Source organism: Chitinophaga sp. OAE865 (assembly GCF_040546735.1).
In the GTDB taxonomy this organism is placed as follows: domain Bacteria; phylum Bacteroidota; class Bacteroidia; order Chitinophagales; family Chitinophagaceae; genus Chitinophaga; species Chitinophaga polysaccharea_A.
This window is the reverse complement of the sequence record NZ_JBEPOF010000001.1, coordinates 6,282,808-6,295,706: the sequence shown is the minus strand read 5'-3', so window position 1 is coordinate 6,295,706 and position 12,899 is coordinate 6,282,808. Positions and strand designations below refer to the sequence as shown.

At 45.2% G+C, this 12,899-nt stretch carries 8 protein-coding genes; all 8 read left to right on the top strand.

Annotated elements, in window-relative coordinates:
• Window positions 1–3: 3 nt before the first annotated feature.
• The 8 genes from ABIE50_RS25075 to ABIE50_RS25040 all read left to right on the top strand — a co-directional run bounded on the left by ABIE50_RS25075 (window position 4) and on the right by ABIE50_RS25040 (window position 12,891).
• The gene (locus tag ABIE50_RS25075; RefSeq protein ID WP_209858425.1) at window positions 4–999 is read left to right on the top strand and encodes a PorP/SprF family type IX secretion system membrane protein; all 996 of its coding nucleotides are present in this window, start codon (window positions 4–6) and stop codon (window positions 997–999) included.
• A 36-nt stretch (window positions 1,000–1,035) separates the two neighbouring features.
• Window positions 1,036–2,988, top strand: coding sequence for an OmpA family protein (locus tag ABIE50_RS25070; RefSeq protein WP_209858426.1), 1,953 nt, complete (start codon window positions 1,036–1,038; stop codon window positions 2,986–2,988).
• 654 nt (window positions 2,989–3,642) lie between these two features.
• Window positions 3,643–4,158 carry a GNAT family N-acetyltransferase gene (locus ABIE50_RS25065; protein ID WP_209858428.1) on the top strand — a complete coding sequence of 172 codons (516 nt, stop codon included), beginning with the start codon at window positions 3,643–3,645 and terminating at the stop codon, window positions 4,156–4,158.
• A 165-nt stretch (window positions 4,159–4,323) separates the two neighbouring features.
• Window positions 4,324–4,923: an RNA polymerase sigma factor gene (locus ABIE50_RS25060; RefSeq protein WP_209858431.1), complete on the top strand. Its 600-nt coding sequence runs from the start codon at window positions 4,324–4,326 to the stop codon at window positions 4,921–4,923.
• A gap of 90 nt (window positions 4,924–5,013) precedes the next feature.
• Window positions 5,014–6,216 (top strand): FecR family protein, encoded by a 1,203-nt coding sequence (locus ABIE50_RS25055; RefSeq protein WP_209858433.1) that lies wholly within the window; start codon window positions 5,014–5,016, stop codon window positions 6,214–6,216.
• A 249-nt stretch (window positions 6,217–6,465) separates the two neighbouring features.
• Window positions 6,466–10,023: a SusC/RagA family TonB-linked outer membrane protein gene (locus ABIE50_RS25050; RefSeq protein ID WP_209858443.1), complete on the top strand. Its 3,558-nt coding sequence runs from the start codon at window positions 6,466–6,468 to the stop codon at window positions 10,021–10,023.
• A 15-nt stretch (window positions 10,024–10,038) separates the two neighbouring features.
• Complete coding sequence (locus tag ABIE50_RS25045) at window positions 10,039–11,496, top strand: RagB/SusD family nutrient uptake outer membrane protein (RefSeq protein WP_209858450.1); 1,458 nt, start codon at window positions 10,039–10,041, stop codon at window positions 11,494–11,496.
• Between the two features lie 108 nt (window positions 11,497–11,604).
• The gene (locus tag ABIE50_RS25040) at window positions 11,605–12,891 is read left to right on the top strand and encodes a TlpA family protein disulfide reductase (RefSeq protein ID WP_209858451.1); all 1,287 of its coding nucleotides are present in this window, start codon (window positions 11,605–11,607) and stop codon (window positions 12,889–12,891) included.
• The last annotated feature ends 8 nt before the right edge of the window (window positions 12,892–12,899 follow it).

Here is a 12,899-nt window from a genome sequence, read left to right as displayed (position 1 = left end):
GTTATGTTGAAATTTAAATTTATAAGGAGTATTATAACCGGAGGGATATTTTTAGGATCCCTCACAGCGCAGGCCCAACAGGCCGCTCAGTTTAGCCAGTATATGTTTCATGGGCTGTTCATTAACCCTGCTTATGCAGGGTACCGTGAACAGCTGAATCTGACCGGCGTTTACAGGAATCAGTGGACGGGTGTGGAAGGAGCGCCAAACACAGCTTCTCTGGCTGTAGATGGGACAGTGAATGATGACAAGGTGGGGCTGGGGCTTAATGTTATTTCCGACAAACTGGGGGCTGCCAGCACACTGGGTGCTTACGCCAATTTTGCATATCGGATCAAATTCGATTCTTATGAGGGAGTGCCCAGAACGCTGGCGATCGGCGTTGCCGGCGGCATAACGCAACAGGCGCTGGATGGCTCCAAGCTGAACCCATATGATGAGACGGCTGACCTCCGGTTATTGAATCAGCGGAAAACGATAACGATGCCGGATGCACGCGTTGGTGTTTTATATAATACTGACAGATTTTATGCAGGGGTTTCCGCTGATAATATTGGCGTACAATTTATAAAACCCAAGAAAGATCCTAACCGTTTACTGCCGGAAACAAAAATAAACATTTACATGCTTGCGGGATATCTCTTCCCTTTATCAGAGGAACTGGCAGTAAGACCGTCTATGATGCTGAAGAACGCCATGGCCGGTCCCAGCAGCCTGGATTTGAACGCATATTTGCTGATTCAGCAGATAGTATGGATAGGAGCGGGTTACAGAACAGGTGTTACACTGTTCAATAAGGATATTGATCCCAAGCTGGAAAAGCCATCTGCGCTGATAGTTGGTGCACAGTTCTACCTGGGAGATCAGTTCAGGATTGGGTATACATACGACCGGTCCCTGAAAACCACAGCGAAATTAGGCCCCAGCAGTCATGAGATATCCATCGGGTTTCTTTTCCCAAGAAGGGATCAACAGATGCTTACACCCAGATTTTTCTGAGCATAAATTTTTTGATAAACGACAGAAACTTATCTGATGCATATTTTTACCATACGCAAATTCAGCATAGCATTGCTGTGCAGCGGCTTCTTTACGATGAATGTGATGGCACAATACAGCCTGAAAGAAGCAGATCGTGAATTCGACAAACTTAACTTTTCCATCGCAGTAAAAAAATATGAAAAGGCGTATGTAAGCAAGCCATCCATGAAGGCGGTAGAAGGCATGGCGAAATCATATCTCCAAATGAGAAATTTTCAGCTTGCGGAGGCATGGTACGAAAAACTGGTGGCAATGCCTGGCGCTCCGGCAGACAGTTACATCAGTTACGCAGCGGTGCTGAAAAATAACGGTAAGTATACAGAGGCGAAGAAGCAGTACCAATATCTCCGGGACAACCATTTCCCGGGAGTGGAGGGGTCGGCGATGAACAGAATGATCCGCTCCTGCGACTCTGCTGTCTTCTGGATGAATCATCCCACAGACGTCCAGCTACGAAATCTATCCTTTATCAATACTGAATATGCCGACTGGGGATGTCTTTCCTTTAGTGGAGGATTGCTATTCCTGTCAGATCGCCTGGAGCATGGATATGACAATAAAAAGTATGGATGGACCGGTAACGGATATACCAAGTTGTTTTTTGCAGATGCCGCAAGGGCCATCAAGCCATTGGATAATAATAACATCAATGGCGCTTTCCATACCGGATTAGTTACCCTGAGTGCTGATGCATCAGAAATGATACTCAGTAAAACAGATAATGCAGTAAAGAGGGAACACAAGGTTGGCGGGCAAGAAGTGAGTACAGTGGGATTCAGCCTGTACCAGAGCCGGTATGCCAATGGTAAATGGTCTGCAATTACACCCCTGTCATTTGGAGCTGCCGCGAAGGGTTATTCTATTGGCGACCCTTTTCTGACAACTGACGGCAAGCATCTCTACTTCTCTTCCGATATGCCTGGCGGTTATGGCGGAGCAGATATTTACCAGGTGGATCGTTTGTCGGACGGTAGCTGGAGCACTCCCGTAAATTTAGGCCCTAAAGTCAATACCAATGGAGATGAAAGATGCCCCGCATTTGATGAAAAAGGAAACTTCTATTTCGCATCGGATAACCTGATCGGTATGGGAGGACTGGATATATTTATCGTGCCGGGCGGCAACTACCAGAAAGTTGATCCGGTGAATATGGGATACCCTGTCAATAGCTCCGAAGATGACTTTTCACTTCGGTTTAAAGACAGCTCAGCCGGATACCTGTCTTCCAACCGGCAGGGCGGAAAGGGGAACGATGATGTTTACAGTTTTCAGCTGAACGCTTCGACCCTGGCGCCATCCTTTATCAAACTAAATGGTAAAGTGGTTAACAAAACAACTTTAACGCCGATCGCCAACGCTGTTGTCACTATCACTGATAGCAGCAGGAATGAACGAAGACAAACATCAACAGATAATGAGGGCGTCTTTAGCTTCAGGCTGGATACGATTTCTACCTATCAGGTAAAAGCCGAAAAGACCGGCTATTTGCATGATAACGGAACATCCGTTGATATCAGCACACTGGATAACGGAGACAGTGCATTTGTATTATTAAAGCTGGATAGCATCCTGCTTAATCAGCCACAGCGGCTGTTCGCTCAGATTGGAAATATTTATTTCGACTTCGATAAATGGGATTTGAAACCGGAAATGAAAGCCGATGTAGATAAGGTAGTGCACATTCTGCAGATGGAACCTACCCTGAAAGTAAAAATCAGTGCATATACTGATTCAAGGGGAAATGCTTCCTATAATATGAAACTCTCCCAGCACAGAGCGCAAAGCGTAGTGGACTATATGAAGGAAAAAGGTATCGATGAAGACAGGCTGGAGGCTAAAGGTTATGGAGAAACACACCTGGTGAATGGCTGCAGCGATGGAGTGCCCTGTACGGAAGCAGAGCATCTGCAGAACAGAAGAGTTGAATTTACTTTATTAAAAAGATAATAGTATGAGAATGAAAATGAGGTGTAATGTTTTCCTGCTGATCCTGGCCCTGGCAATGGGCAGTATGCTACTTTCCTGCAGAACCGAGAGTTACGCAGGGGGAGGCATGGTCAGGAAACGGAGTGGAATCATACCTTGCCCCACAGTTGGTGGGCACGCAGAGAGAAGAATATTTAGCCGCTCTTTTTACCAGTAAGGCGCAATTTATTAACCAACCACAGGCGCTTCGGCGCCTGCCTTTGAAAGCAGCAACAGCGTGGCTATATCAATATCAGCACAGAATTTTTGGCAGGAAAAACTGCTGCTGTGAGATATAGCCTTTTTTAAGTAACTGTCATTAATAGACAGAATGCGTTGGTACGGCCTTTTTTCCCTTGTCTGTTAATCAAAAGTTAATGCCCCGTTAGTGCCGGGTAAAAAAAGAATGATGATGTATCTCGTATATAACCATCGCAAATAGATACCTATCCTAGTTAAACGATCAAGGTAATCTTGATCAGGAGGGCGGGGAACTACCTGCCCTCCTCTTTTTAATTAAAACACCGGCAGGTCTTCTTTTCTATATTTCCTTTTCATAAAACTGTTAATGAATAGCATAAAAAATATGCTTCCCCGTTATGAAGGTCGTATCAAAGTTTTCTTTATTTTCAAGTAATGCACAAATACAATTATACTATCAGGAGGGAAAAACCTTCTGACATCAACGCTATAGATCAGGTAACAAAAACTGCCTTTGCCGCAGCAGCATACAGCAGTGGAACGGAATCATCCATCATAAAGGCCCTGCGCGAAAATGGCCAGCTCACCATTTCCCTGGTAGCAGAGGAAGAAGGAGTATTAATAGGGCATATTGCTATATCGCCTGTAACTATTTCTTCCCGAAGTGAGGGCTGGTTTGGACTGGGACCTGTATCGGTGAACCCTTCCAGGCAGGGATCTGGTGTAGGGTCCGCCCTGATCAGGGCCGCTATTGACGCATTGCGCGGGTTGCATGCAGCCGGCTGTGTGGTGCTGGGCGAGCCTTCCTATTATGGCCGGTTCGGATTCAGGAACGATGCCCGTTTGCAGTACCTGCATGCTCCTGCGGAGTATTTCCAGGTACAGTCATTTACAGGAGAGATACCAGAGGGGACTGTGGAATATGATGATAGTTTCAACATCACCAGCTGAAGTTAATCAGATGTAAATAGGGGAGGCTGTCTCACAATATAGGTGAGTAGCCTCTTTTCGTTGGTCCTGCCTGAGAAAAGAATTATGTTATGAGCCCACGGCTGATACTAATTGTGTGAAATTTTTAATAACATTGTGGTTAATTGGGATCAATCAACTTATTAATTGTCAGCCATTAAACATAACAGTGACCGCCAACTGCTGCTGCAGATCTCTGAAGGGGATGAGCAGGCGTTTGCTATGCTTGTGAAAGCGTATTCCGGTCTTCTTTTTACATACCTGGTCAAAATTACCAAAGATCAGGATATAGCTTCAGACGTGGTACAAGAGATTTTCACCCAGCTATGGCTAACAAGGGAATCTCTGAGAGAAGTGGAAAGCTTTCGTTCCTGGTTGTTCGTAATCTCAAGGCATCATGCAGTCAGGATGCTGAAGAACATCGACAGAGAGTACAAAAAACGGGAGGAATGGCATCAAATTACACAATCCGCGGCCGATGGCTTGGAGACACAGGATGAGGCCTCTTTAAAGGAAGCATACGATATATTGGTGAAAACTGCGGTAGACCGGCTCCCGCCTCAGCAAAAGAAGGTTTGGATGCTTGCCCGGTTAGAAGGAAAAAAATATGCCGAAATAGCAGCGGAAATGCACATTAGCCGCGAAACTGTAAAAAAATACCTCCAGATTGCCTCTTCATCTATCGTTGACTATATCCGGAATAATGGCCTGCCAATCATAATTTCCTTCCTGATTACAAAATTGTAAATTTTTTTTCCATTGGAATACCCCCTTTTTTACAAATGCCTTCTCCTAAGATAAAGACGGACCATATCCGTTGAAATAAATTGATCGACTGTGAATAGCAGACTACAGCACCTATTGGAACGCTGGTCAGATGACCGGTTTACCGAAGAAGAAAAACGGGAGCTTATTGAGATGTTGCAATCGGCTTCTACTGAACAGGAAATTATTCCTGTACTAGAGGATATGTGGGAAAAAATACAGGATGAAGGCCTCTTTAGTGAAGCTCAGCAGCAAACGATGATCAAAAATATCCTGGATCGCTATCCCGGCAGGGAGTTCCCTGTTGATAAGGAAACAGGGGAGAGTATGCATGTTGCTCACCGGAATCCGTTCATACGGAAATGGAGTTGGGCTGTAGCGTCTTCTGTGGCATTGATAATTGGTGTTGGTGTTTATTATTTATATCACAAAAAACAAGTGGAAACGCCGGCTGGCGTGGTGCAGTCGATAAATGGACAACAAGGGGAAAGTAGCGTTTTACTCACCTTATCAGACGGATCACAGGTACGTTTGGATACTGTTAAAAACGGCAGGATAGCATTACAGGGAGGCACAGTTGCCAAAGTCACCAATGGGATATTTGAGTACGAAAGAACAGGTTCAGAAGTTCAGTATAATACAATATCCACCCCGAAGGGAAAGCAGTTCCAGCTTAGGCTATCAGACGGAACCAGCGTGTGGTTGAACGCGCAAAGTTCCATTAAATACCCGGCAGTATTTACGGGTAAGGAAAGACTTATCAGTGTTACAGGAGAAGTATACATGGAAGTAGCTCAAAACCCTTCCATTCCTTTCAGGGTAAAGGTTAGCGGCGGAACTTCTGTTGAAGTGCTCGGAACAAGCTTTAACGTGAATGCATATAGCAATGAGCAATCCGTTCGAACCACGCTGCTCGATGGAGCAATACGGGTTGCAATGAAAGGGGCAGCCCCCAAACTGCTTAAGCCCGGACAACAGGCGCTCACAACCACCGGAAACAGGCCTGTCCAGGTTTTTGACAATGTAAATGCAGTTTCGGTTGTTGCCTGGAAAAATGGCGTCTTTGACTTTGATGATGTTCCGCTGGAAGAGGCTATGCGGCAACTGGCAAGGTGGTATGATATCGAAGTAATTTATCAGCAAACAATTCCGGAAGTACAGCTGGGCGGTACTATAAAGAGAAGCCTTCCCTTTACCGATGTTCTGTATTTTCTGAGCAACGTGGGACTTCACTACAAACTGGAAGGAAACAGGACATTAATTATACTTCCCTGATGGCTGTTTATTAACCATTCAGCAAGTATCATTGATAACAAAATAGATCGCTTGGTAAGAACCAAAGTTACCGGAATCTCTCCGGTAATGACCTGGTATGCCAATAAAGTAGCTTGTTCGGGATCAATAAAAACCAACCAAAATTATTCAGAAAGTATGCGTTTTTCTGCTTTAAACCAGCCGTGGAGGCTCGGATTAGCCTGGCATGGCTTCTCCTGCCGTCCGGTATCAACCAAAATACGGGTCGCGATGAAACTAACATTTGTTTTATTAACTGTCGTCTTAGTTCAGGCACAAGCCACAGGACTGGCGCAATCTATCACTGCCAAACTACACAAAGAGCCTTTGCGTAATGTGTTTAAAATTATTGAGAAACAGACGGGAGTAACTGTTTTTTATAATGATGAACATATTAAGAATGCCCATCCTGTGACTATTGAGGCACAGCAGATGCCATTGGATGATTTCCTTACTGCCATTTTGAAGCCGGAGAAACTTACTTTCGAGATGAAGCAGGGTAATGTGGTAGTGATGCGCAGAGATATTGGCGCGTCAGGAAAAAACGGAAGTTTATCTGATGCTGCGGGGCCTAAAACAAAAGTGTCAGGATCAATCACCGACTCTGATAAAAATCCTCTGCCCGGGGCCACTATCCGTATTAAAGGTAGCCAGGTAGTAGCTGTAAGTGATGAAAAGGGCATGTTTCATATAGAAGCGGAAAAAGGCGCCGTGCTAATAATAAGCTTCATAGGATTCAATGAAAGAGAGGTGAAGGTGAACGATTCAGAAATAATTTCGGTTATCCTGGCGCCTTCCGAACAAAAGCTGGGATCTATTGAAATTGTTTCCACAGGGTATCAGAATATTACCAGGGAACGAAACACGGGGGCAGTAGCAAAAGTAGACATGGACATTGTTGCCGGCAGATCCAGCAGTACCAATATTCTCCAAAGACTGGATGGGCTTGTACCCGGCCTGGTGGTAAACAATGCACCAGGTGGAGAGCCGTTACTGGTCCGGGGGCTGACTTCCCTCAACTCTACCAGGTCGCCATTGATCGTGGTGGACGGCGTGGAATTACCGGGTGATAATACCAGTGATGCATCCCGTAATAACATTATGAATACCTCTAACCCCATCGCCAACATCAATCCGCAGGATATTGCGGATATAACTGTTCTGAAAGATGCCTCGGCAGCTTCTATCTGGGGCGCAAAAGCAGCGAACGGGGTAATTGTTATTACTACCAAAAAGGGAAAAACAGGACAAAAATTACAGGTCGATTACGACGGTTATTATAATTTCCAGGGTAAACCGGATCTGTCCTATATCCCGAAAATGAACAGCAGGGAGTTTATTGCTACTGCAAAGGAAATCTTTCCCCAATTTGCACCTTACTATAGCTGGAACGCAGTACAGGCCTTTGCTCCGGTTCCTCCGCACCTGCAAATTCAATATAATGAGTATCGGGGGCTAATTTCCGGTGCGCAGGCGAATATGGCGTTGGACAGTTTGGCTGCCATCGGTAACAGGAGTGAAATTTCCAGTATTTTTTACAGGAATGCAGCCTCAACTAATCATACGGTCTCGCTTTCAGGAGGCGGCGACATTTACAGTTTTTATGGATCGCTGAGCTACACCGGTATTCAAAGCAGCACACCCGGTGAACGGAACAATTCGTATAAGGTAAATGTCAGACAGGATTTCAATTTCAATAAAAAATTGCAGTTATCGGTAATCACTGATCTTACCAATACAGTAGCAAGTACTTCAAATCTGGGTATAGGCGTGCTGGCCCCGGATGTTTCCATCGTACCTTATCAGCGGTTCCGCGATAATGCAGGAAATCCGCTGGCAGTGAATTTCCTGGGAAATTACAGCGATTCTCTCAGGCTTGATTATGCTGCCAGGAGCCGGGTTAACCTCGACTATGTTCCGCTCGATGAGTTTAACAGGGGATATTCAAAGAGCAGCAGTATATCCGGAAGAGTAGTGGGAAGCGCGAAATTACAATTGCTGAAAGGACTTCGCTTTGAGGGTACTTATGGCTACCAGACATTTGCAAGAAACAACCGGACAGTTCAGTACCAGGAAAGTTACGCGGTAAGGGACCAGCTGGTAGGTTTTACACAGGCGCCAACTGTAAACAGCACACCCAGGTATTGGTTGCCAAAGGATGGAGGGATGCTCAATGTAAATAATGCGTCCCAGAAAAACTGGACGGTAAGAAATCAGCTGATATTCGATCGCAACTGGGATCCGCATCAGCTGACTGTAATGGCAGGACAGGAAGCCACAAGTTCCACACCACTGACATCATCCGCTACCTACTATGGATGGGACGACCAGTTACAGGTTTCCCGTCCGGTAAATATTGATACACTCATGAAGGGGATTACAGGAACAGTATCCGGCCAGCTGGGAAGAGTGTTACCATCAAATAATGTGGGTGGAGGAGAAGGGGCTATCGCAAGAACCACCTCTTACTATTCTACATTGGGATACATGTATCAATGGAAGTATGCACTGAATGCGAGTTGGAGGATTGATGAAAGCAATTTATTCGGTCTTGCCAAATCTGCTCAAAACAGGCCCGTTTATAGCATAGGCGGCAAATGGTTGCTGAACAGGGAAGACTTCATGAGATCATTTACATGGCTGGACCGGCTCCACCTGAGATTCACCTATGGCATAACTGGTAATGCTCCCAAGCCTGCCCAGGCAGCATCATTCGATATCCTGCAATCCTCATCGAACGTAAACTATGTAACAGGAGTTGGTTTGATTGTCGGAACTCCGGGCAACGACAAGCTTACCTGGGAGGGAACCACTGTCTATAACGCGGGACTGGATTTTACAGTGCTCGGTGGCAGATTGGGCGGTTCGATAGACGGATATATAAAAAAGACCAGTAACCTGATCGGCTCATTGATGACGGCGCCGCTGACCGGGTATGCAACGGTTATCGGCAATTACGGAGACCTTGAAAATAAAGGATTTGAGTTTAGTCTGACCTCACTTAATGTCATTTCCCGGGATTTCAACTGGAATACCACCCTGAACCTGTCGTACAACAAAAATAAAATAACGAGGATGGCAACGGCAACCGCCATCACAACCGGCACAGGAATGATAGGAACATCCTTCGCGGAAGGTAAACCTGCATATGCTGTATTCGAATTCATCAACGGCGGACTTAACGCAGCAGGAGATCCACAGATCATCCAGGCCGATGGAAAAATACTGTCCGATAAAAATGGCTCCAAGCCTGAAGACGTTCATTTGGCAGGAACTTCTCAACCTATCGCAACAGGTGGAGTATTTAATACATTTTATTACAGGCGGTTTCAACTGGGAATTAATATCAGCTTTAACTTAGGACATGTATTGTTCCGGGATTTTAATAATTTCTGGCAGGACCCCCTTTATCAGAATACGCCTCAACCCGAATTCGTTAATCGCTGGAAGACGCCGGGAGATGAGAATAAAACCAATATCCCCAGGTATGCCTATAACACTACCATCGACAACGGCAGAAATATTTATTACTACACCTACTCCAACCTGAATTCGTTTGATGCTTCCTATGCAAAGATCAGGGAGATCACGCTTTCCTATGATGTAGGTAAAACGTTGGTTCGGAGACTACATGCTGAAGGATTAACTTTCAGGGCACAGGTATCTAATCTCATGCTCTGGAAGAAGAACCACCTCGGGATCGATCCGGAGTTTCAATCGCCTGCAGGTGCCAGGAATATCCGTATAGGACAAGGTACATTCACAGTTGGCGCACACATTACTCTTTAATTAAACCTGCTTAAGATGATGAAATCCATTCATAGGGTATTATTACCCATTCTGTTTATATCGTTGATGCTTCAGACTTCATGCTCCAAAGACTTTTTGGAAATTGAGCCTAAAGGCTCCCGTGTGGCAAAAACGACGCTGGACTATGAGCAATTAATGAATGCAGTGAGCCTGCAGGTTTCCTATCCTCCGTCTTTGTACATGGGTGATGAAATGGCAGCCCAGGCAACCTACATGGATGCGGCCCAGATCAGGACACAAAGGCTGTTCAGGTTTGAAGCAAGGATATATGATGAAGATCAGCTTCCCGATGAAACATGGCCGCTAACCAACATTTATACCTTTAATAAGGTCATAAACGAAGTAATGCAATCAGAGGGTGGAACCGATCAGCAAAAACGTGCCATCCTCGCAGAGGCTAAGGTCGGACGGGCGCTTTGCCATCTTTATTTTCTGAACGATTTTTCGTTGCCCTATAATGCTGCTACCGCTGCTACAGATTTGGGAGTGCCGCTGCTTACAAAGGCAGATGTAACGCAAACAACATTTGTACGGGCCTCTGTACAGGAATGTTATGATTTTATCATAAAGGATTTAACAGATGCCTTGCCAGACCTTGGCCCATTAACACACAGGCGGAAATTTTCCAGGCTGGCGGCAGAATTTATATTGGGTCGTGTTTATCTGTATATGGCAAAGTTCAATGAGGCCAGTGCACATGTGGATGCTGCATTCGCGGAGCTCAACAAAGCTGCAGTGCCTCTCGCGTTATACGATTATAACGTAGTGCTTGATCCTGACAGCGATAAATCATGGTTTCCTGACTTCGGTTTCGGGCTCTCAAATTATCCGTTGGCTGCCAACAATGCGCAGGTGATATACAATCTCAGTATGATTAATTTTCAGCTGCAACAGGTCAATACCTATGTGTTTTCCCCGGAAACGGCAGCTTTGTATGATCCGGCAGATAAACGCCTGGAACTGTTTTCAGGAATTGAAATGTTCAATCCCGATAAAACCTTTCCGGGGGGAATGAGACGCTACTCTGCATCGCTTTTTTCCGGGTTGGAAATCGGTCCTTCATTGCCTGACCTCTACCTGATGCGCTCAGAGCTTAAAGCAAGGGCAGGCAACCTTGCAGGGGCCAGGAGCGATCTCGAAATGCTGCGGTCCAAAAGAATGCCTGCTAATATCGCAACTATACCCGCAAATATAGCGGAAAACAAAGAGGCATTGGTTCGCTATATCCTTGATGAACGTATTCGTGAATTCGCCACCTCCGGCATGCGCTGGTGGGATATGCGCCGGCTTTCAGTTGACCCGGTTTATAGCAATACGGTGAAGTACACACATAAACTTTATGACGACACCGGCAACGTGGTGGCAACCTATACGCTCAGGCCGGAGAGATTTGCACTGAAGTTCGGGGAAAGGATGCTGGCTGCCAACAAGGGATTAGTGGAAAATGAATAGAACTGGTAAGTTAATGGCAACACGCAGTTGTGCCACATTTACCTGGCAGGAAATTTTAATCGTAATAAATCAAAATTTTCAATACCGTTTAATCTGAATCTGATGAAAATGAAAATGTTAATCTTGCTGTTCTTGATTTCGGGAACCGTCTTCGCGCAGCAATCGCCATCCGCGAAGTATAACTTTAAGGACTTTACTTCAATAGTAAACGTGGAAGACCAGGAGAAGCAATACAATGAAATGCTGAAAGAAAATCCAATAGACCCTGCCAAACCGTCCATGTACGAGGAATACCGTGCGCAGCTGGCTACAGGATGGCTTTCCAAAGGAAACTTTGAACGTTATTGGTACTACAAGAACACCAGGCCGAAATTCAACGTACTTCAATTCCTGTATCTGACCTATGCACTGGACAACCTCTTTGATGCAAATACCAATCCGGGCGAAGTGGAAAAGGTGTCTGCCGGAATATTGGAAGACCTGAGCACAGGAGCACTGAAAGATGGAATTGGCAGAACGCAGACCGTTTTGGAGATAAATGCCGCAACTAATGCTCAACTGGGAAATACAGATACGGCATTACTGTTATTGGCGAAATCTTCGGAAGTAAAAGACGGTATGCGCGAAATGCGCTATTTCAAAGATGCAAAATCCAATTACCTGAACCGGTATGGAGTAGTGATGTTTGCTGCCGGTAAGTACCAGGTGGCATTCGATACCTTAAGTAAAGCATTCAGGGAGGCAGAATCAAATCCGGTTATGGTTAATACCTTCAGGTTGGTATATAAAAAGGTAAAGGGTACCGAAAATGGATTTGAGGAATATCTTAAATCCCTGAAGGAGGAAGCATATCATGAGTGCTATAAGGAAGTGGAAAAGCTGTACATAGCATCACCTAAAACAACGCTCGACGGTACAATACCCAGCCCGGGAGGAGATGGTAAAATGTTTACGCTTTTTCACGCTGCGAAACCTGTAAAAGAGGTATCGCTGCCGGACCTGGATGGAAAGATCGTTCATCTGGGAGATTATAAGAACAAGGTACTGGCCCTCGATTTCTGGTCTACAGGTTGTACCCCATGCGTAGCCGCCTTCAGCGGATTTGAGCGCGTGGTGGCAGACTATAAAAAAGATGTATTTCAAATGTTTGTGGTGAGCCTGTTTGAAGACAGGGCTACCGTGAGAACTTTTGTGAAGAAAAAGGGGATTACCCTCGATGTTTTACAGGATGAAGAAAACAAGTTCTTTGATATCCAGGGAACACCCACTAAAATCATATTTGACCCATTGGGTAATATAAGATTCTTTAGTGCTGGTTATGCTGGTTCTACAGACAGGGAGTATTATAAACTGAAGTCTATGGTAGAGATCACAAAATCCAGGTATAAAGGGTAATGCAGTTT